This window comes from Endozoicomonas sp. (genome assembly GCF_031844845.1).
GTDB lineage: Bacteria > Pseudomonadota > Gammaproteobacteria > Pseudomonadales > Endozoicomonadaceae > Endozoicomonas.
Window position 1 is genome coordinate 14,692 of sequence record NZ_JAVRMB020000254.1, and the last position, 22,231, is coordinate 36,922.

The following is a 22,231-nucleotide window of genomic DNA, read 5'->3' on the forward strand; positions in this document are numbered from 1 at the left end:
GGTAACGGGCGGCGGGCAACGGGCAACGTTCGTTAAAATGTGACCGTTATTTTTGGACAATTCCTTATGGGATGAGTACAAGTGGCAGCAGTAAATAGCTGGTCAGATTGAATAAAAGCCCTATAATCCGCGGTCATTTTTTAAAGTCCCTTTTGTTGGAGTTGGAAGTTTATGAAAAAGGTAGCGATTAAAGCTCTGGCTGCTGCTGTTTTTGCTGCATCACTGACCGGTTGTATGGGTCAGATGGGCACCTCTGCCATGGTGACCAAAACGAACCTGTCTGTGGTGGATAACCGTTACGGCCGTGCCGGACTGTTTATGCTGCTCAGCCCGGTTTATGGTTTGACCGCGACGGCTGACCTTTTCATTTTTAACACCATTGAGTTCTGGACTGGCACTAACCCGATCACGGGTAAGTCTCCAGCGGTTGTTGACATGCCTGTGGATGCCATCTTCAAGGTTAACAACAAGCTGGACAAATCCATGACCGAGGCACCTCTGGATGATGTGGTTTCTACTTCTTTCAAGCAGGTTGATGAGAACACTGTTGAAATGCAAGTGACTTACAATGATGGCAAGCAAGCTATCATGCGTGGTGAAAAGTCTGGTGAAGCAGTGAGCTTCTTCATGGACGGTGAGTTTGTTGCTACCGCTCAGGTTGCTGAACTGAACGATTACGTTGCTTCCAGGCAGTCTTAATTATTTCAGTTGTAAAAAAAGGAGCTTAGGCTCCTTTTTTTGACGCTTTGTTCCCGCACAGAAAGGTTGTCGCAAAAGGTCTTAAATGCTGATTTATACTGCTGCCGTCTTTCCCGCCTGCGCGGGTGTGACGGTTGCGTGTTAATTCTCTCTTTTGCGACACCCACGCAGAGTGTGGGAACGAGAAATACAGAGTTTTTATGCAGAGGGAGACGCTTCCAAAGTTTGATTCTTCGAAACAATCTCGTCAATTTTCTGCTCCAGAAGTGCCAGGTCAGGAATCGACGCTGGAATCTCCCTCAGAATAATTCTGTGCTTTTCCATCGGACCTTTCTCTTCTGCAGAGTTTCTCACTTCTTCCCGGATCAAGGTCAAAGGTTGTGGGACCCCTTGTACAACCATTGCATAGAAAGGTAGTTTATCGCTCTTGCTGGTGCGGCGCAGAATGGCAAGGCGGTTAGTTGCAGAGAACTCTGCAAATCGTCCCTGATTCATCCTTTCAAATGAAACAACCGGGATCTTGATACCTCGCCACAGGAGGTCGCCCAGCAGCCACTGAGTTTCAGGATAGTTTTCTTCCGGACGGCTGTAGTCCTGAATGCTTGCAATACATACGGATGGTATCAGCAATGGGCGTTGCTGCATGGGTATCAGCACAGATGAAATGGATTGGCGGCTTCCGGACATGATTTCCTCTTGATTCGGGTGCTACGCTCTTGTCGTGAAAGAAAATGACCACGGAGACACAGAGAAAAAAAGCTTTTTCTTTTCTCTGTGTCTCCGTGCCAAAGTCTTTCATACCACGGGTAAATGAGCCGTTGCGCAAGAGCTTCCTGACGACGCTTTGTTATCAGGCTGTCTCAACAGCAATTAGCTTTTCAATAGCTTCGAGTAACGGTCCCTCCTGGAAGGGCTTTCCTATGTACTCATTAACACCAAGGCTGAAGGCCCGGTTGCGATGTTTCTCGCCAGTTCTTGAGGTAATCATGATAATGGGCAGGTCCTGAAGTTCCGGGTCATTCCTGACAGCACTGGCCACTTCGAAACCGTCCATACGCGGCATTTCGATATCAAGAAGCATAATATCGGGCTTCTGTTCTGATAGCATGGTCATTGCTTCAACACCATCCCGTGCCGATGTGACGTTGTAGCCCTGACGCTCCAGCAATCGACTGGTTACTTTTCGTACTGTCACAGAGTCGTCTACAACAAGAACTTTGACGGCTTGATCACCACTATCAAGGTCATACCTTTCAATATTTTCTGGCCTGGCTTCTTGTTTGGAGAGCAGGTGCTTACGATACAGTGCTGCGGGATCAAGTATCACTACAACCCGACCATCACCAAGGATAGTTGCACCATTGACACCGGCCAGTCTGGAGAACTGATGCCCCAGACTTTTGGTAATGATTTCACGGCTACCCACAATAGTGTCAACCTGAATCGCTATGTTCTCGCTGCCTCTCTGTACCAACACAACGGGGCACTGACCATCATTAATTTTGGGACTGCCAGCACCCAGCAGGGCTCCCATATAAATCAGCTGATGTTCGATCCCATTTCCATAAACCAGTGGCGCATTATTTATGTAGCAATCAACCAGCATGGTAGAAGACACCATGGAAATACCATCAATGGCATGCATGGGGAGAGCGTACAGGCTATTGCCCACTTCAACCATCAACGCACGGTTGATAGACAGTGTAAACGGCAGCCGGAGAGAGAAGTGAGTGCCCTGGCCAGTTTCAGATTTTACTTGAATACTGCCGCCCAGCTGACGCACCGAGTTATTCACCACGTCCAGCCCTACACCTCGTCCTGAGAGATGTGTAACCTTGCTGGCCGTGCTGAAGCCCGTCTTCATAATGAGATCAATGGCTTCCTGATCGGTTAAATGAGTATCCGGGCGAATCAATTTTTGTTCGACAGCTTTTGCTTTAACTGCTTCGATATTGATACCGCAGCCATCATCGGATAGCTCAACTACAACATCTCCACCGTCCCGACGAATAGATAGTGCGATCTGGCCTGACTCAGGTTTGCCCAGTTTCTGTCGTTCTTCAGGCGAGCCTTCAATGCCATGACCAATAGCATTTCTCAGCATATGCTCAAGTGGAGCCAGAATCCGCTCAAGCGTAGTTCTGTCCATCTCACCCTCGGCATTGCTAACCAGAAGCTCAACGGGTTTGTTCAGTTCATCCGACACCTGACGGACAATCTTGCGCAGCCTCGGAACCAGACGACTGAAAGAGACCATTCGTGCTTTCATTAGCTGTTCTTGCAGCTCAATCTGGGTTCTTGATTGCTGCCGGAGCAGTGTTTCAGTATCTCTTGTCTTCTCCTGAAGGGCTTTACGCAAGTCCATGAGGTCGGATGCGGACTCGACCAATGAGTGAGAAAGCTGTGACAGTTCAGAGTACTGATCCATCTCCAGAGGGTCGAAGTCCGGATTATCACCAAGGTCTCCCTGGTGACGGGAGATAATCTGGGTTTGTGTTTCAATATCAAGGCGTCTCAGCTGCTCCCGAACCCGGAGTATGGTTCGATTCATTTCATCCAGAGCTCTGGCAGCATCCGCAGTTTGTTGCTCAATTCGCGAACGGCTGATACTGGTTTCCCCTGCGAGGTTGATCAGCGTTTCCAGAAGTTCCGATGGAACCCGGATCATTTCACTGGCGGTACTCTGGAGTACGCCGCCTTCAACATCCGGGTCAACTTGCTGAGTAACTTTAATAGTGGATACTGGCTCCAGCATTTGCCCGGTATCCGCTGGCAAGCCAGAAGGCTCATTGCCTGACTTGCCTCTAAATCCTTTATCGACGACGCCTGACTTTTCAAGTGGTGATCCCAGATAGTCTGGTAAAACCTTAATATCTGCGACTCTTGAATTACTACCGGTATCCAGCCTTATTTTCCATTGCCGGAGTTCCTCCAGCATGCGCAGGGGATCGGGAGCAGATTGACCATTTTTAAGAGCTTTCAGAGAGAACTCAATGGTATCGTGAGTTTTTTGAATCAGCGCTAATGGTGCATTTTCAGGTTCACAGCTACCGGATGTAACAGACTCATAAACATCCTCCAGTGCATGGCTAAGCTCTCCAAGTTCGTTCAGCTCTGCCATCATGGCCCCACCTTTCAATGTGTGGAGGCAACGCTGGAGTTCATGTACGGGTTGTAAATCTCTGGGAGCTCTCAACCATGTTTCAAGAGATTGAGCTGAGTCTTCCAGTAGCTCAAACGCTTCTTCTATAAACAGGTTGCGCAGTTCCTGATCAGATTCGGCTTCATTAATGACAGATGCAATCTGTGTAATACCAAAATCCGGGATATTAGTTTCAGACTTTAATTCTGTTGCTTCAAAGAAGTGTTTATCCTCAATAGACGACAATACAATTTCTTCTTCATCATCAAAATCCAGGCTGAAGTCAACGGATTCTTCTTGTGCATCATTCTCTACAGACAGCTGAGGTTCTATTTCTGCTTTATTCGCATGCTGTTCCAGCAATAATGATTCAAGAGCTTCACGCAGGGCGCTGAAGATGGCCTGTGGAGGCTCCGGTGTTTGCTGGGAGGCTACCTGGTTCATCATTTCAACCAGGGCTTCAAAACCATCCGTGAATGGTGATAACAACAATTGAGGTAACGTAGTCTCCTGTGTCTCCAGATAAGTGCAGACGTCGTGCAAAACGTCACAGAGCTCAGCCATGGCTGTTAATCCAGCCTCTCTGGAATTTTCAGCCAATACCTTCAGTTCAAACTTGAAGCGCTCAATCTCTTCAAGAGAGATAACATTGACCCACTGCTTCAGATAGCTATTGGCATCAAGCAACAGATCGAGATCGCTGGCGAGGAAGAGAGCGGCTTGTTGTCCTGTTTGTGATGAAGAGTGCTCTTGTAGTGAGTCAGACACCTCCTCATCTTTAAGACTGTTGCTAAGTAACTGGTTATGAAGTGCGTTAAGCCAGTTAAGGAAGCTATCGACTTTTAGCTCAAGAGACTGCGGAGTCGTTTGCAGCTGAGTCAATGCGTCTTCAATCAGGTCAACACTCTGTTCCAGCATGCTGATAACCTGATTATCGGCAGGAACCAGATGGGCGCGGAATTCCTTGATCGTTTTTTCAATAGCTGCAACCAGTTCCGCCAGCGGTGTAATTTCTGCCATAAAGGCACTGCCCTTGAGCGTATGCAGTGCTCTCTGGACAGTATCACTGATCTGGATATTACCGCCCAGCTGATAGGAACTTTCGATAAAGATTTTGACAACGCTCAGGTGTCCTCTGGCTTCGCTGTCAAATATTTCAAGTAGTTGCTGGTCGTACTCCAGCTCACTCTCTATCTCAGAATATTCATCCTCTGTATCCAGTAAGCTTACTGGCTCAGTGATATCTATTGCCTGATATTCTTCAACCACTTTACCAAACAGAATCGCTGGCTCTTGTGCGTCCGTTTCTTCCGGTAAATCATCGTCGATAACAAAGCCAATACCTTTGCTCAGGGCATCCGCTTTTTCCATACAGAGCAGCACTTCAGGCGTTAGCTGTTGACTGTTAGCTGCATAATCATTCACCAGTTCCGGCAGCATGGTGATGACTTCACCCAGCAGCTGAACCATTGGTTCAGATGTTGTCATGGCTCCATCTATCACGCTGTTAAGCATGTTCTCGATGGACCATGCCAGCTCACCAATAACCTCAGCCCCAATCATACGCCCACTGCCTTTCAATGTATGAAAGGCCCGGCGTATGTCATTCATGCAGGCTTTGTCATTAATATTCTGGCGCCATGTGGGAAGCAGGGCTTCCAGCTGCTGCTGAACTTCGGATGCTTCTTCTGCGAAAATTTCGTGAAGATCCTCATCATCAAACGAAATGTTAAATGAGTCTTCAGGGGATAAGTTATTTACTGTGGAAGCTGAGCTTACAACAGGCTCATCAGTTGGCAATGTATCGTTAGCAGTTGTAATGCTTTGTGATGGCGTTAAAGAGCTTTCAGCTGATAAAGAGCCTTTAGCTGATAAAGAGCCTTCAGTAAGGGGGATGCCTTCCAGGGCAGGTAAGTCATCTTCACCCAGTGAAAAGTCAATGGTAAGTAGCTGGTCATCACGAATTGCTTCCATTGGAAGCAGATTTTCCAGATCAGTGAGGTCGAGAGAAGGCGAGAAGCTGGTTTCCTGGTCTTGCGCAGGCTCTGGAGTGGCGACCAGACTATCCGTTGTGAATTCTATAGTCGGGCCGTAGTCAGTCTCTTGTTCACTGAAGCCTGCTGTTTCGGTTGTTGCCGATACAGGCCCTTCGTAATGGAACTCAATAACGTCATTTTCAGCGGCTTCTTTTCCCAGAGTTGTTCTTTCTTCATCGCTGAGCAGATGTAAGGCAAAAGGGTTAGCTTTGGTTTTAGGCTCGGTAGTCAGAGAGGTTATAGGTGGCGTTATAGCGACTTCAGGCGCTTTTTTTGAAGCTTCAAGTTTATTGAGGCTTTCCTCAGTAATATCCAGCGTTTTCTCTGAATGTAGAGAAGTACCACTGCTCAATTGTTCGAGGTAGTGCTCGATACTGGAAAGTGTATCCGCCAGTGCTTCCAGTTCATCAAGGCTGGGCTTGTTGTTCTTTTCCAGCCACTGGCTTTGAATATGCTGGGAGCAGCGATTGATTAACTCTGCAACCCGATTCAGGGGAATAATGGCAAGACCGCCCCGCATGCTTTTGATCAGAGGGGGTAGCTTGGCCAGAAACTCCTGATTGTGTTGACTGCCAAGGTAATCAACAACAGCACCTTTAGCCTGCTCCAGGGTTCCACGAGCTTCACTGATCACTGTTTGATGAATGTCATTCATCTGGGCTGACAGGTTGGGCTGATCGGTTACCGGGTGGCTAAAGCCCATGAACTGGTTCAGACCCGCTTCAACTTCCAGTAACTGGGCCGCGATATTGATTAGAGAGTTATTAATTTGATCGGGGGATTGCTCACTGCTTAAGATCGTCTTCAGTCGCTCCGACTCTTTTTGCATAATGTGTTGCAATTTGTCGAGGCCAAGCATGCATAGCGTGTCAGAAATTTTCCGGCAGGTTGCTAATTGCTCCCGAAGTCTGGTTTTGTTGATTTCGGGGTTAAGCAGATAAAGATCCAGGGCATCTTTAATATGAGCAAGCTCTTCTTTAATGGCCTTCACCACAGGCTCTGCTGCATCAAAATTGATGAGATTAACGTCCTGAGGATCTGACTCAAGCGCTTGATCCAGAGAGTAGCGTCGCTTTAAAGAGAGGATAAGCGAGTTATCACTGTCGGCTTTACCCACCCGGTACAGAATTTCCCGCAGCAGATCTTCCTGAGGCGGAGTGTTCAGGCGTTTGGTTTCTTCATTCGCCAGGCTCTTCAACTCATTATCCATCTCACGAAGTATCGTAATGGCATGGTTGTCAATGGCGATGGAGCCTTCTTTCAGCCCTTCAGTAAAGGCAGTGGTGGCATCCCAGAGAGGCGATATTGGCGAATCCCAGCAAAGGTTTTGCAGCTTGGCAAATATTTTACCGATGATCGCCAGTTGCTGTTCACGCTGACTATCCCTGAGTACTCCGGCCAGGCAGAGTTGATACTTCTGGCGTATTTTTCGCACCAGAGTGGTAAAACCACTGCTTTGCAGTTTTTCCAGCTGAGCTTCTGGTATTGGCGCTATTGTATGAACAATGCCGGGCGTAAAAAAATCAATATCGGATAACGCCCGCTGCCCACGCAATTGCCGCATTTCACTGAGCAGCTTTTTCAAAAGGCCCGGGCTATCCTTGCCAGTCCTTGAGACGTGGGTTAGATAACCCGGAAGCTGGAGCATTGCCTGAATAAGCACGACCAGCTGTTCCTGAACGTCCTCAATCGGTCTGTTTTTCAGGCTATCCAGGAGCAGTAGAATTTCCCGGGTGAGTAGCCGTGCTCCCTTCTGCTTTAAAATCTTCAGGGTACTGTGAATCTGCTGGATTTTTGTACGACAGTTATCCAGAAACGCTAAGTCATCTGCTGAATCAGCATACTGTTCAAGGTCCCGTCGGGCTTCAGTGAGGGTGCTGTCAATCTCTCCGATAACCCAGTCCAGACCGATGTAATCACGCTGTTCAATCATCCCTGGCTCCCGTTATCGCTCCCGTTGTGGCTCTCGGTAACAAGAGGGCCTGAACGGTGGGCATCATGCTTGTTGTCATGCGCTCGTCTCTTGCGGAGTCAGGATTCTGTGGTTTCAGGTAGCTTGAAGCCAGTAACCGACTGACGCATCTCCATTGCCATACCGGCCAGATCACCGATAGATTGAGCGGTCGCCTTGGTTCCTGAAGAGGTTTGGATAGAAATATCCCGGATTGCTACCATGCGACTGGAGATCCGGGATGCAGACTGGGACTGAACCTTGGCCGTTTCAGAAATGTTCCGGATCAGGCCTGCCAGGCTGTTGGATACCTGTTCGATCTCTTCCAGGGCAACACCGGCGTCTTGTGCCAGACGGGCGCCATGGACCACTTCTGAAGTGGTCTGTTCCATGGAAATAACTGCTTCGTTGGTGTCGGTCTGGATAGTGGAAACCAGGGCTTCTACCTGTTTGGTCGCCGCAGATACCCGCTCTGCAAGACGCTGTACCTCATCCGCAACTACGGCGAAACCACGACCCGCTTCACCGGCCATAGAGGCCTGGATGGCGGCGTTGAGCGAGAGGATGTTGGTCTGGTCGGCGATCTCGTTAATCAGGGAGATAATGTCTCCAATCTCCTGGGAAGATTCACCCAGGCGCTTGAGACGCTTTGACGTATCCTGAATCTGTTCACGGATAGTGGTCATGCCATCAATGGTATTTCGTACCACCAGGCCACCGTTGGCTGCAATCTGTACAGATCTCTCAGCAACGTCTGCGGAATCGGAGGCTTTACTGGATACCTGGTCGATGGATTCGGTCATCTCGTTGACTGACTGGGTAGTCGCACCAATTTCCTGAGCCTGATGGTCAGAAGCTTCAGCAAGCAGGCGTGCAGTAGCCTGTGTTTCCTGGGCGGCGGCATCTACTTTTACTGCCGTCTGGTTAATGGTGTTAACCAGGGCTCGAAGTTGTTCAATAGAGAAGTTAATGGAGTCAGCAATGGCGCCGGTAAAGTCTTCGGTGACACTGGCTTTAACCGTCAGGTCACCGTCTGCAAGATCCGCCATTTCATCAAGCAGCCGCAGAATCGCTTTCTGGTTTGCAGCGTTTCGGGCTTCAGTTGCTTCACTCTCGGTTTTAGTTTCTTTAAGGCGGCGACGGGTATCAAGAATGATGGACATTGCTGTTAACAGGACAAACAGCAGCGATAGTCCACCGGAAATCATAATGGCCAGTTTAAGCGTTTTCTGTTCAACCGTGGAAGCAGACAGGGTGTCTGCCAGTACCGAAGTTTGTTGCAGCAGCTGTTGTGAATCCGTAAAGATGGTATCGGATGCTGCACGTACCTGGAAAAGCTCTGGAGAGGTTTCGAGGATTTCATCCACGCTGCCATCGACGAATTCAAACAGGTCCGAAATTTCCATCAGACGATCGATGGCTTCATCATCGGTGACCTGACTGATTCGCATGGCAATATTGCCTTCCACCATCCCGTCCAATACCCGGCCAAACAGTTTGGCGTCACGACCAAAACTGTCTGCAGCCATGATGGAGTCTTCACCACCTTCCAGAACCTTGGCAACGCTTCGAATGATACGTTCTGCCAGCCAGGGCTGGCGTTGTGCCATGGCAATCTGGTCTGACGGTGCATTATTTTCAAGCAGAATTTCTACCACTTCATCGTATTCAATTTGCAGTTGCGGAATGGTTTCACTCAATGTACCTGCTACGTCATGGAGGGACAGTACGGTGTCCTGGGCAGAGAGAATACTATCGGCCTCTACTTTCATTTCAGTCCAGGATGAATCCAGAGCCTCAATTTGCCGGGTGGTAGGACTGTTGGTGGTATCAACAAAAGGCAGTACGGAGAGTTTGGCACTGCTCAGTTCACCGATGTACTGGCCAAACATGGAGGTTGCTTCTTTCAGCAGGGGAAAGGCTTCTTCCTTACCGGAGGCTGCTTCCGAAGCGTTCTTGGCAATCTGCTGGGACAGTACCCGAAGCTCACCGGCATTGGTGGCGTGGGTAAGGAGAAGCTGGGATTGCTGGTTGTTGTAGATAAACGCCCCCGTCATTACTGATAGAGACAGCACCAGCATTGTGATCGAAGCGAGCGTGGCTCTGTTAGCCTTGCTTCCCTGTCCTCTTTTCGCTTGATTGCCTTTCATGGTTTATTCCCCGATTTCTAACTTGAAATCAAAATCCTGTTTATTCGCTGGCGACTTTAAGAAAATCATCATTGGTAACGAGGCTCTCAACACTGAATACGACATAGTGCTGATCTTTGGCATATGAGCCCCGGGTAAATGGATGAACGCTTTCTGGCAGAGAGGCCGGGATTTCATCAGAGTAACTGTTGGTTGCAAACTGCAACATGCCTTGAACTTCATCGACAATCAGACCTACTGACAGGTCTTTCTTCTCAATGACAAGAATTCGGTTATTCTGGTTTGGCTTGCCTGAGTTCTGGCTCTTTCCCTGGCTCAAGCTGCGCCCACTGTGCAGGAACTCTCCCAGGCTGACTATGGGTATCAGTCGTCCCCTGACATTCGCTATCCCTTTAACCCAGCGTTTAACACCCGGCAGAGGGGTTGTCTGGGGAACAGGAAGGATTTCAGAAATTGAACCGATCTGTACCATATAATGCTGACTATTCAGCAGGAAGCTGACGCCCTGCCAGTAGTTCAGGTCTGCCTGCGCTTCAGGTATTGGCGCACTATACAGGGAAGCACTCTGCTCAAGTACTTCCAGATAGTCAAATGGATGAGTGGAGCTGGTCATTTTACTCCTTTCCTTTATGGAACCCTTTGAAAGTCAAAGTCCGGAATGTGGAATAACGCAGTAAACCAGAGACGATCTGTCTCAGGCTGCCACATCACTCAGGACTTCGTTGAGAGTTTTCAGCAGGAGGTTTTCCTTAATAGGCTTGGTTAAATAATTCTTTGCGCCCTGACGCATGCCCCAGACACGATCAGTTTCCTGATCTTTAGTGGTGACAATAATTACCGGGATATGGGCAGTGCTGCTATCTTTGGAGAGTTGACGGGTAGCCTGAAAGCCGTTCAAACCCGGCATAACAATATCCATTAAAACAGCATCCGGCTGTTCTTCCCTGCAGAGGGCAACACCATCGGCTCCATTGTCAGCAGTCAGTACTGTGTGGCCATGCTTTTCCAGCATGGCACTCAGCTGGTACAGCTCAGTTGGTGAGTCGTCGACAATCAATACCTTAGCCATAAATCCCCCCGGCGTTGTCGGCCCTTATACTGCTATATAAGCCGACACCTGAATTGGTTACTTGCTTCAAATTATTTATTTATTCCCCTGTAGTTACTCAAAATGAAATAACTCAGGGTTTGTCTCGCGCTCCAGAAAACGGGAGAGCGGTTATTTTTATTTCAACTTACTCAAACTGCCAGTGCGTAATCAGGGCAGTGGTCTCGAATAGCACCAAGCAGCTCATCGCGACTGAATGGTTTGGTCAGATAATAGTCTGAACCGGCAATCCGCCCTCTGGCACGATCAAACAGTCCGTCTTTGCTGGATAGCATAATGACAGGAATCTGTTTAAATGTATTATTGTTCTTGATAAGCGCGCAGGTTTGATAGCCATCCAGACGAGGCATCATGATGTCGACAAAGATGATGTCTGGTTCGGACTCGGCAATTTTTGCCAATGCGTCAAAGCCATCGGTGGCGGTAACCACCTGACAACCTGCTTTTTTCAGAAGAGTTTCAGCCGTTCGACGTATCGTCTTGCTGTCATCAATGATCATGACCTTAAGGTCTTTCTCGACACTTTTTTCGCCATCGTGCATGTTATTCCCCTGGCCCCTGGCAATCCACAGAAGAAGCGAAAATGGTTCGCTGCTATTCCTTCTTCTCGATCCGTTCTCAATGGCTTAATTCTGTTTCAACCGGATATCTGGATCGCTTATTCTACTTTTTTATCATAAGTTGGCCATTGCTGACCAGAAGCGCGAGGGTTACAAGTTAACGAATTTTCCAAACTGCTATAAAGTCCCCGTCAATAATGGCGATGTATCTTCATAATAAATCTCAGTACAAAAAAGAGACAGGGACACCCATGAATCGATTTCCATTTCTGATGACTGGCTTATTCACAGGGCTTTTAACATGGAATGCTGAAGTCTCTGCTGAAGCCTTGGAAGAGGCCCTTGGCAGTGCTTTACTTTCACATCCCCAGGCACAAGTGGCGCTTAATCGTTTAAAGGCTAAGCAGGAAACCATCGGTGCTGCAGCCGCTGATTATTGGCCAACAGTGGATGTTGCTGCGGGGATTGGTGGGCAGAGAAAAGACTCTCCAGCCAAAGATAATAATGAAAATGACGAAAAAAGCTTTACTCGTAAGGAAGCTTCATTCTCTATCAAACAGAATCTTTTTGCTGGCTTTAACACCTGGAACAGTGTGAAAGGTGCTACCAAAAGCACTGAAGCTGAGCAGTGGCGGCTTTATTCGACCCTTGAAGACCTCGCACTTCAGGTCATCAATACTTATCTCAAAGTGCTTGAACGTCGGGAGATGGTGGAGCAGGCAGAAGAAAATCTGGAACTCCATAATGAGATTTTTGATCAGATTGAACAACGTACCAAACAGGGTGTGGCTCGAAGTTCTGATTTGGTTCAGGTAGAGGGCAGGCGTGCCCGAGCCAATGCCAATCTGGTGAGTGCCAGAAACAATCTGATGGATGCTGAAAGTGAATATCGGACTCTGGTTGGACACAGTCCCGATGACCTCGAGTTTCCCGGTTTCGAACATCTGAAGTTGCCAGAAGATTTAAACAATGCGATTAACAATGGCAGGCAGGATCACTCCAGTATAAAAGCGGCTGAGCTCGATATTGAATCATCAGAATACGCCTACTCTTCCAGTAAAAGCAGTTATCTTCCGTCGCTGGATGCTGAGATTGATCAGAGTTGGAAGCACAATGCTGATGGTCAACTGGGTGGTTATGGGGATACCACTGCGATGGTACGGCTCCGCTACAACCTGTTCCGCGGTGGTGGTGATAAGGCTCGCCTGATGGAGAGTGCCTATCAGGCAGAGGAAAGCCGGTCTCAGAAAGCCAGAGTGATGAGAGATATAGAAGAGAAAATGCGAGTTGCCTGGGCCGCTCTGCAGTTTACCGGCGAGCAGCGTGAATATTTATTGCTCCACGAAGATGCCAGCCGGGAAACGGTAGCGGCCTATCGCGAGCAGTTTAATATTGGTAAAAGAACCCTGCTCGATCTGCTGGACAGTGAAAATGAACTTTTCCAGTCCAGTAACAGCTTAACCGCTGCTATATATCAGGAAACTTACGCCCGTTACCGGGTTCTGGCTGCCGAGGGTGGACTGCTTGAGAGTATGGAGTTCTCTATTCCTGAGAATTGGCAGTTGGATGATTAACAAAACTCTATACACCTGATTCAACTTGTATTTGAATTACTGTGATTTCTGGTGGATGTCAAATAACGTTGCAAGTTTGTTAGCGTATGTACCTGTTATTATTTTGCGGCGGCTATTCTTTTCTATGCACTTTTCTTGAACTCTATTGGGTGACTGACCTATATTTTCGGGGTGTTCTGTTTGAGTGCGCAGTGCATTCACCTTCGTGAGGAGGCCAATGTACTACTGGAGTTAATTAACGTTATGTTTGGGCTGTAGGAAAACAGTACCCTATGACCTGTAGATCGGTAATGCCAGTTTGACCAGATTGTTTCTTTGATAACTCTGTTGTTATTGCTTCTATAATTTCCTCGCGTTGTGACTCTTGTTTACCTTTAACTTTTCCCTCCACAATCCGCTCAATGTCAGGGATGAATTCACTCAATGCTGTTCCTGTCTGAAGTAGATAATACGCGCCATCTTCGGCTGTTGGTAATTTGGTGACTGCGGGCAATTCTTTTGCCATTTTCAGTTGCCAGGGCTTGATCTCATCCTTTTCAAAAATAACTTTTGCCAAGCGCTCTGCTACATCCGGATCTGTGTTAACCGCTTGTAAGTAACGGACCTTAGGGTTTTGATGGGGTATGTGAAGTGTTCGGATGTCTCCACGATTTATAAGCCAGGTAGCCTCATTAATTTCGAGTAAAATATTAAAATCCACTCCTTTCAATGATCCTTCTTTGTGCTCAAAGGATGCATGGTAAATAATATTCATTATGTCAGTATCCGTAATCCCTGCCAGAGATTTATGGTTTTGAGAGTGCTCATCAAGCAAGCTCTTTATACTGAGCGCAAATGGTTGAATAGTTGTCTGGACATAGTTGGCACCCGATTCGGGTAACTGCTCATTTTTTTGGGGAGAAATTGCAGGTTTTGAATTTTCATTACCGATTTTGCGAGGCTGCAGAGGATGCGTTGTCGATTGTTTCTCCAGGTTTTGAGTACTTTCCGAGCCGGATGCTTCACTGCCAGCACGATATAACATTACAACGTTATCGTTGTTATCGTTGTCTTCTTCTTTAATAAGAGAAAAAATCTGAGTTCCTGTATTTGTGGGAAGCTCCTTACCTTTATAAAGTCTATCTGATTTTAGAGTAGTCCTCCTGTTTTCCTCGAGAATGGTTTTGGCAGACTCGTTACTAAATGTTTGCAAAGAGTTTACGCGTTCATCGAGAGCAGCTCTTTCTTGAATTTGTGCTTCTTCCAGAGACTTAGGCGTCAGTGCTTTCAAATTGTTATCATCATCCTCCATAAACTCTTTTTCAAGTTCAGCTTGAAGTTCAGCTTGAAGTTCAGCTTCACTTTTCAGTTGAGATGAGTCTTCAGTCTTTGGAATGCCTTCATCCAATAGTGCTTCTGCTTTATCTGCTTTATCTGGTTTCTGATTTTCTTCTGGTGGCGATAGTCGTTCAGGAAGCTCAAATGTTTTCAGGAATTTTGTGCCTGAAAAGCTTTCTTTAGACCTTCCCTGTGATGCTATGAGCGCTGTACGAAACCCCTGGAGAGCCCCATTATCCATCTCTGCGGTGGGTGTTTCTGATAGTGCCTCATGAGGTAGTGAGCAAAACCTGGCAGCTCTTACAATGGGGAATTCTGCAGGTGCCTCAGGATCTTTGGTCTTGATCTTCCTGTTCCTGGCACCAATCGTTATGGATTCAGTTTTCGCTGATTTTGAAGCATTGCTGAATCGGTCATATTTATGACGATCTCTTTCCAGGCTGGGTCCTTGTTCATCAGAAGGACGCTCATTATACCAGAATGCTTTTTTCTGGTAGGTATTGAAAGCTTTCATCACTTCCATGCTGGCCTTTTGCGCGACTTCAGGCGTTGCTTCCAGCCCTTCTTTAGGAAACCACAGCACCATCACTTGATTATTCTTATTGTCATAACTGTGTGGCGACTGAGATTTATTATCAGCAAAGACATGCACAAAAGTAGTTCCCATAGAGCCCGTATTGTCACAGAAACACTGGCGTATGCATGCTGGAGTGATCTTGTTATTGTTTAAAGTGTCATTAGACATCATGCCTGATGAGCCATCTTGAATTTGACCAAGTAATTTTGAATGCAGCGCTTTAAACATGGCCACATCTTTATCCTGGAATTTATCGGCTGCCGCCTCTGGTAAGGCAAAGTCTGAACTGCCATTTATGAAAGTTGCTGTTACCTCCTGCTGTGGATAACCGGAGGGGAGAAATAATGGTGCATCTGATGATAGCCATCGTATATTTTCAATACCAGGAAGCTCAAGGCTGTTTGGCTCCGGGTGAAGCTCAGGCTTTTTTGCCAGAGATGGGGCTGCAGGCTTCAAAACGACTCTTGGATGCTCAGTGGCTGTTACTGGTTGAAATGGCTGGCCTGGCGTATTGAGGTTGATGACAAAGCCTTCTTTTGCTTTAGCGGGTGGCCAATCTGGTAAATCAACAGTGAACTCGTATTGCCTTGCTTTCCGGGGTTGATAACTCAGTGCTTTGGATTCAGGCGCCTCTTGCTCCAGTTTGCTACGGGCCTCTTGTAATTGTTCTGTTTCATCCTCAATAGCCTGATCTAATTCCTGGTCTCGTCCGTTCTGTACAAATGCCTCGTCAAATTTATCAACTTGAGCACTCAGCTTGACCAGTAACTTTTTCAGGCGTTCCGGGTTCAGTCCCTTTTCTGGCGGCAGAAGGATTTCCTCTTTCCCGGATTTTGAGATAAATTTAATGTCGAAGCCGCAATCTTCATTGAAATCTCCGGGGCTTGTTATGAATCTGCGAATTGTTTCAAGTTGTTGAGTGACTTCTTTTTTCTCTTCTAATTTCGCTTTGCGGCTACAGTGGCTAATGTATTGCTTTTCTGAGTTCGCAATGCTGGTACTTTTCTGATTGACGTTCGAAGTCGCTTCAGCATTTTCAATGCCTCTTTGTTCCAGTGGCTGGGAGTTACGCAGGGTATTATCCCCTGTATCCGTTTGCTTCCGGGTAGTATCTTTCGATGGCTCCCTGTCTTTGACAGGCGACTCAAAGGAAGGTGCTTGAACGTGTGGTTTTGATTGGATGGGTCCCTGATCTGGCATGTCCTTTCCCTGGTCAAGCTGGAATCTTTTGAGTATAGCCAAACTGTGATTTAGTGAGAGAAGCTATAAGCGTGACAGGATCTTTTTGGGTAAATCGTAATATAATGCGGTGTTTTTCATTAACTATTCCTTTTTAATCAAGCGATTGCCTGATCTGGCTGGCATTTTAGAGTTGCCGGTGGATCTGTTGAAAAGTCCGTCATGGAATGTTGCTCATGAGCAGAAGTGATAATGCAGTACAGCGTTTTTTATTTGAAAATACCGATATTCGTGGTGAGCTCGTCTCCCTGAACAATAGTTATGTTGAGGCTTTGGTGGCTCACGAGTACCCAGAGGTTGTGCGGCACTTTTTAGGTGAGCTGGTGGCCTCAGCGGTACTGTTGAGCAGTACGCTGAAGTTTGAGGGGCTTCTTACCCTTCAGGCCAGAGGGGATGGGCCTTTATCTCTGCTGATGGTGGAGTGTACGGATAAGAAGTCGTTTCGTGCCGTGGCGCAGTTCCGGGAAGATATTACCGAAGCCCCGCTCCAGACGCTTTTAGGTAAGTCCAGCTTGTTGATTACCGTAGATCCGGTAAAGGGCAAACGCTATCAGGGCATTGTTCCTCTTGAAAAGGAAACCCTGGCCGCCAGTCTTGAAGACTATTTCGCCCAGTCTGTTCAGTTGCAGACGCGCTTGTGGCTGGCCTGTGATGGTCAGTCCTGTACCGGGCTGCTTCTACAGGCTTTACCGGCAAGTGCTGAGCTCTCTGCAGAGGCTCGTTCTGAGTCCTGGAACCGCATGACCGCACTGGCAGAGACGGTTCAGGATTCCGAATTGCTGGATCTGGATCATGAAACATTGCTGGTCCGGCTATTCCACGAAGAAACGGTTCGTATTTTTGATCAAGAGCCTGTTCGGTTTGCCTGCACCTGCTCTCGGGAAAGAAGTGCCAGGATCATCAGTACCCTTGACCGTAAAGAGGTTGAATCGATTGTTGAAGAAGAAGGTCAGGTTGCCCTGGACTGTCAGTTCTGCAATCACCAGTATGCATTCGGTAAAGAAGATATCGACATGATCTTTAACAAGAGCTTTAACAACAAAACCATACATTAATTCAGGTCTTTTCTGGATCAAGAGCTGTCAAGGCTCTTGATTACTTTCAAGTATTATTTTCTTTTGTTTTTAGTTGTTTGTTTATGGTTGTTTTTTTGTTTTTGTGGTTGGGTTTCTCCGTTGAATATGAGTTCATTACCCCGAGAATATCGAGTAAGAGTGTAATGTCGTGTTTTCCTTCGGTCATCAATGATAAATTTGACTCGGGACAACACTTTTTATTTTACAAAGGTTTAAGGTCTTTTATCAGACGCAGTTAACAATTCGGGCTTAGAAAATGGGGTCTGTCACCTGTATTTTCAGAGTTATATTTAAATAACAGGTTCAATACCCTACCATGGCCCGCTACAAGAATTATCATAATATAACGACATGAAACGTTAAGTTGAGTGTATTGCCTCAGGAGAACTTTGCATGGCCCATGTAAACGTAAAGGAAGCTCTGGCTGGAGTCGGAATCAAGGATGTCCTTGATGTGGTTTATAACCCCTCTTATGAAGTCCTGTTCCAGGAAGAGACTCGACCAGAACTGGAAGGCTATGAAAAAGGGGTTGTGACCGAAATGGGAGCGGTGTCGGTAGATACCGGTATTTTTACCGGTCGCTCTCCAAAGGATAAATACATTGTTAAGGACGATATAACCCGCGACACCATTTGGTGGTCTGACCAGGGAAAGAATGATAATAAGGCCATTTCTGAAGGGGTCTGGGCCGATCTTAAATCACTGGTAACTAACCAGCTTTCCGGCAAGCGCCTGTTTGTCATTGATGGATTCTGCGGTGCCAACCCTGAAACCCGCCTCAGCGTACGTTTTGTCACAGAAGTGGCCTGGCAGGCGCACTTTGTAAAGAACATGTTCATTCGCCCAGGTGAAGACGATCTGATGGGCTTCAAGCCTGACTTCATCGTGATGAATGGCGCGAAATGCACCAATCCCAAGTGGCAGGAACACGGCCTCAACTCTGAAAACTTTGTGGCCTTCAACCTTACCGAGCGCATTCAGGTGATTGGTGGTACCTGGTATGGCGGTGAGATGAAAAAGGGGATGTTCTCAATGATGAACTACCTTTTGCCACTTCGTGGTATTGCCTCCATGCACTGTTCCGCCAATGTGGGTGCAAAGGGCGATACCGCCATATTCTTTGGCTTGTCCGGTACTGGTAAAACGACACTGTCAGCAGATCCCAAACGTGCACTGATCGGTGATGATGAGCACGGCTGGGATGACGATGGCGTATTCAACTTCGAGGGTGGCTGCTACGCGAAGACGATTAACCTGATGGAAGAGAATGAGCCTGAAATTTTCCATGCCATCCGCCGTGGTGCGCTGCTGGAAAATGTGACGGTTGATACTCAGGGTAAAATTGACTTCGACGATGGCTCGAAAACCGAGAACACCCGGGTTTCTTACCCTCTCTATCATATAGACAACATTGTGAAGCCGGTTTCCAAGGCTGGCCATGCCAAAAAAGTTATCTTCCTTACCGCTGATGCTTTTGGTGTATTGCCTCCGGTATCCCGTTTGACGCCTGAGCAGACCAAGTATCATTTCCTCTCCGGATTTACGGCTAAGCTCGCTGGTACTGAGCGTGGCATTACTGAGCCGACACCGACCTTCTCATCCTGTTTTGGGGCGGCATTCCTGAGTTTGCATCCAACCAGGTACGCAGAAGAACTGGTTAAGAAGATGGAAGCCCACGGTGCTACCGCTTACCTGGTGAATACTGGCTGGAATGGTACTGGCAAACGTATTTCCATTAAGGCTACCAGAGCGATTATTGACGCCATTCTGGATGGTTCCATTGATGAGGCTGAAACAAAGGCATTGCCTTTCTTTGGATTGCATGTACCACAGAGCATTGAAGGCGTGGATGATGGTATTCTGAACCCTCAGGATACCTATGAAGATCCTGCTGAGTGGGAACGTAAGGCTCAAGACTTGGCTGACCGTTTCATTACCAACTTTGTTAAGTTTACCGATAATGAAGAAGGTCTGGCGTTGGTGGCAGCTGGTCCCACGTTGAATTAAATGTTAAGTATCTGGCGTTGAAATAAAAAGCAACGAACGCAATAAGCCCTGCCAGACTTGGCCTGCGCTGGTCTTTTGGTCGCAATAACACAGTCATTTCCCTGCTTCCAAGGTGATGTATTGTGTTTAGGACTTGCATAAAGGCAGCTTGAGCCTTGGATCATAACAACGAATGTTGCGCTCGTTGCGGTTTAATCAAGAGTGCGTTTGTCTTTATCTGTCTGTAGGGAAGTGCTTTTTTTAAGCGCATTCCCTTGTTTTTTGACTGGGTCATCACTGGCAGTGCGAAGGCTTAAATGGATGTTTCCTGAAGTTCCTCCATTTTATCAATAGTGTCATCAAAGATTTTTGAAATTGTGCTTACGTGAGGTTGGTGGTCATGCAAAGGGTAGTGGGTAGTTGGCTGCATGTGATTAGCAGAGGTTGAAGCCCTATAAGCGCTCAACTCTGTTTCATCTGATTCTGGTATGTGTTGATCCTGAGGACTTAAGTCTGCGCGGGGGTGATTTGTTTTGGAAGTTGTGCGGTCAGCGAGTACCTGACCGGAAAATGTGGGCACATTTCGCTGACGATCATCGTAAACGATTGAAGGGTGATCGTGGGTTCGTTTTGTTGTTTCAGGTTCCAGTTGGTAATATTTCGGACTCGGCAGTGCACCGGGAGTGATAGGACATACGACTGTTTCTGTGGAAGCCGGATAGTCAGATATTGCCTGACAAGCGGGGGGATTTATCCGACACTCAGGATCAACGGATGAAGTGCTAGCACCACCGGAGGTCATAACAGTCCTCGGGGGCAGTGGGGGCAGGGGCACCGTGAGCGGCGTGCCTATCTTTTGGTAAACGTGCTCGCTTCTGAGGGGGAGCTGACCTTTGAAGGCTGAATATAGGAGTTTGAATGGGTGTATTAAAGCCGCTTTGCCCTGTTTCCCATTATTGATCCCATGCCCAATCCCCCAAAGGTAAAGGCCACCTGCCAGGGTGCACAGAGTTCCAAGGCCAATGTTGGCAATTATGATTTCTGGAGTCCAGAAGGAGTCCATGCCCGGTTCATCAGGTGTCATGGTCATTGTCAGGGTTGTGTCTGTATAGAGAAATCCTGATCCTGATCCTGATCCTGATCCACTACCACCTTCTTGAAGATAATCTTCGTCATCCGAAGGACTGCATGCGAGAGGCATTTCATCAGCGCGTGTAAAAATACAGTCAATATGCCCATCACATTTATATCTATCTGGAATGCATGTATCCCCGTACTCATCACACGCAAAACTTCCTGGTGGACAGGTCCTGTAAAGAGGTACTTTTGGTATCGACCACCCGCAATCGACAGTTTCATCCCTTTTGGAAGTACAGTCATTAATAAAATCACATACCTTTTTGTGTGGAATACATTGCCCATAATCACCACAAGAAAATTCATCGATTGAACAGTTTCTTCCTTTACAGTTTTCATGTTCATCTGCTCTGTTGAAGCAATTGGGAATTGAATTGCACTCCAATGTTTTCGGAATACACACCCCGGGACTACAATCGAACTCATCAGGTGCACATGTACGATCAACAGAATCTAAACTCCTGACAGGAGCTGCAGCCACCTGAACCATCTGACGGGCAATCAGTATCGTGGCCGTCACGGGTTTGAGATAGGGGATGTATTCTTCAGCCTTTAAACATAGCCCTGCCATCAGAACCAGTACTCCAGCAGCGTCTGACATAGTCATAACAGAAACGACTCTCTGCTCTGACCTCAGTCTGGGGGATGTACTCACGTTCCGGGAATCTGACGGAACATAGTTCTGTGGAAAATATTGTGACACCTTTTTTTGTTGCCACGCAGGGCGTGAAGAAAGCATTATCTTGTGAGCTTCAGTGCCCGGATTGAGTGGATCATATGAATTATTACGATTTAGAGTAGTAGCCTTCAATGGGGACATCCTTTATATAGGTGTATTTATGTATATCTGTCTTTCACCACCCCTGTCAGGAATATAGCAATTCGTAAAAAACACCTAAAATTTGGATGATCGTCCACTGTCTTTCCTTCAAACCAACCACATATCGCTCCTGATTATTGACCGTTAATACATTAATTCCCTGAAAGCAGGAGAATACCCATCTTGCCGTAGGGTTCTGGCAGGCCTTTTTCTTCTGGTTTGGAAAGAACCGACTTTGCTTTTTCAGTTCATGCCTTATACCGTGCTGGATAGCAGCATAGACCATCAGGCACAGTGTCATCACCATTAACAGTGCTTCAATGCGTTCCGGCTTCTCCAGATAGAGTGAAGAGACCAGAAAATCCGGGCTTTTCAGGAATCCTCGACTTTAGATTTTATATAAAACGAATGCTTGGTTAGTTTTCTAAAAAACAAAAAGCCAATATCGACGAACTCTTTTTTCAAGTTCGTTTTTATTACCAATTTTTGTCTGAAACCCTTTGTTTATGCGGCTTCCGACTTATCAGGTATTGACTGATCGTTCAGTTCACAAAAATCGAACTCATATTTTTTGCTATATCGGTTCCAGCCCTTACGAATAGGGAACCTCGGGATAATTCTTGATAGGGCGATTCTCATCATGCCAGCGGTCGTTGTATCCGGATCTCTCCAGGGTATCCGGGAAATATTCAGGCATGCCTGATTTTTGCAGACGGTTAACAACTGTAATAATGCATAGCCTGCCATTTTCAAATGCATCCATCGCAGAAGCGTTCTCAACTTTTGTTGCCACAAGTGACAGCAGCCGAAAGCGTGTTTGAGTTGATGAAACATAGGTTCAACCGGCCATCTCTTTGCG

General features: G+C 47.1%; 14 protein-coding genes and 1 pseudogene. 4 read left to right on the forward strand and 11 right to left on the reverse strand.

Going from position 1 to position 22,231, the window contains the following annotated elements; translation table 11 throughout:
• Positions 1 to 171: 171 nt before the first annotated feature.
• Positions 172 to 699 carry a DUF3332 domain-containing protein gene (locus RM811_RS13690; RefSeq protein ID WP_402525236.1) on the forward strand — a complete coding sequence of 176 codons (528 nt, stop codon included), beginning with the start codon at positions 172 to 174 and terminating at the stop codon, positions 697 to 699.
• A 198-nt stretch (positions 700 to 897) separates the two neighbouring features.
• On the opposite strand, the gene RM811_RS13695 is transcribed toward RM811_RS13690, so the two are convergent.
• The 6 genes from RM811_RS13695 to RM811_RS13720 all read right to left on the reverse strand — a co-directional run bounded on the left by RM811_RS13695 (position 898) and on the right by RM811_RS13720 (position 11,628).
• Positions 898 to 1,386 (reverse strand): hypothetical protein, encoded by a 489-nt coding sequence (locus RM811_RS13695; RefSeq protein ID WP_402525239.1) that lies wholly within the window; start codon positions 1,384 to 1,386, stop codon positions 898 to 900.
• A gap of 163 nt (positions 1,387 to 1,549) precedes the next feature.
• Positions 1,550 to 7,810: an Hpt domain-containing protein gene (locus RM811_RS13700; RefSeq protein WP_402525241.1), complete on the reverse strand. Its 6,261-nt coding sequence runs from the start codon at positions 7,808 to 7,810 to the stop codon at positions 1,550 to 1,552.
• A gap of 98 nt (positions 7,811 to 7,908) precedes the next feature.
• The gene (locus RM811_RS13705) at positions 7,909 to 9,885 is read right to left on the reverse strand and encodes a methyl-accepting chemotaxis protein (RefSeq protein ID WP_402525271.1); all 1,977 of its coding nucleotides are present in this window, start codon (positions 9,883 to 9,885) and stop codon (positions 7,909 to 7,911) included.
• 133 nt (positions 9,886 to 10,018) lie between these two features.
• Positions 10,019 to 10,591: a chemotaxis protein CheW gene (locus RM811_RS13710; RefSeq protein WP_402525244.1), complete on the reverse strand. Its 573-nt coding sequence runs from the start codon at positions 10,589 to 10,591 to the stop codon at positions 10,019 to 10,021.
• Between the two features lie 81 nt (positions 10,592 to 10,672).
• The gene (pilH, locus tag RM811_RS13715; RefSeq protein WP_402525247.1) at positions 10,673 to 11,047 is read right to left on the reverse strand and encodes a twitching motility response regulator PilH; all 375 of its coding nucleotides are present in this window, start codon (positions 11,045 to 11,047) and stop codon (positions 10,673 to 10,675) included.
• A gap of 170 nt (positions 11,048 to 11,217) precedes the next feature.
• Positions 11,218 to 11,628, reverse strand: coding sequence for a PleD family two-component system response regulator (locus RM811_RS13720; protein ID WP_402525250.1), 411 nt, complete (start codon positions 11,626 to 11,628; stop codon positions 11,218 to 11,220).
• 269 nt (positions 11,629 to 11,897) lie between these two features.
• Between RM811_RS13720 and RM811_RS13725 the strand changes: the two genes are divergently transcribed.
• Positions 11,898 to 13,220, forward strand: coding sequence for a TolC family outer membrane protein (locus tag RM811_RS13725; RefSeq protein ID WP_402525252.1), 1,323 nt, complete (start codon positions 11,898 to 11,900; stop codon positions 13,218 to 13,220).
• Between the two features lie 241 nt (positions 13,221 to 13,461).
• On the opposite strand, the gene RM811_RS13730 is transcribed toward RM811_RS13725, so the two are convergent.
• Positions 13,462 to 16,314, reverse strand: coding sequence for a hypothetical protein (locus RM811_RS13730; protein WP_402525254.1), 2,853 nt, complete (start codon positions 16,312 to 16,314; stop codon positions 13,462 to 13,464).
• 215 nt (positions 16,315 to 16,529) lie between these two features.
• Between RM811_RS13730 and hslO the strand changes: the two genes are divergently transcribed.
• Positions 16,530 to 17,408, forward strand: coding sequence for an Hsp33 family molecular chaperone HslO (gene hslO, locus RM811_RS13735; RefSeq protein ID WP_402525257.1), 879 nt, complete (start codon positions 16,530 to 16,532; stop codon positions 17,406 to 17,408).
• Between the two features lie 414 nt (positions 17,409 to 17,822).
• Positions 17,823 to 19,436, forward strand: coding sequence for a phosphoenolpyruvate carboxykinase (ATP) (gene pckA / locus RM811_RS13740; RefSeq protein WP_402525260.1), 1,614 nt, complete (start codon positions 17,823 to 17,825; stop codon positions 19,434 to 19,436).
• 292 nt (positions 19,437 to 19,728) lie between these two features.
• Here the strand turns inward: pckA and RM811_RS13745 are convergent, their stop codons facing one another.
• The 4 genes and pseudogenes from RM811_RS13745 to RM811_RS13760 form a co-directional block, all read right to left on the reverse strand.
• The gene (locus tag RM811_RS13745) at positions 19,729 to 20,505 is read right to left on the reverse strand and encodes a hypothetical protein (protein ID WP_402525263.1); all 777 of its coding nucleotides are present in this window, start codon (positions 20,503 to 20,505) and stop codon (positions 19,729 to 19,731) included.
• Between the two features lie 2 nt (positions 20,506 to 20,507).
• A complete protein-coding gene (locus tag RM811_RS13750; protein WP_402525265.1) occupies positions 20,508 to 20,891 on the reverse strand; it encodes a hypothetical protein in 384 nt (127 codons plus the stop codon).
• Positions 20,892 to 21,418: 527 nt separating this feature from the next.
• Positions 21,419 to 21,751 (reverse strand): annotated as a pseudogene (locus tag RM811_RS13755) (IS1634 family transposase); the annotation flags it as partial.
• A gap of 125 nt (positions 21,752 to 21,876) precedes the next feature.
• Positions 21,877 to 22,231, reverse strand: a 355-nt coding sequence (locus RM811_RS13760; protein ID WP_402525268.1) for a hypothetical protein, incomplete at its 5' end; no start/stop codon positions are given.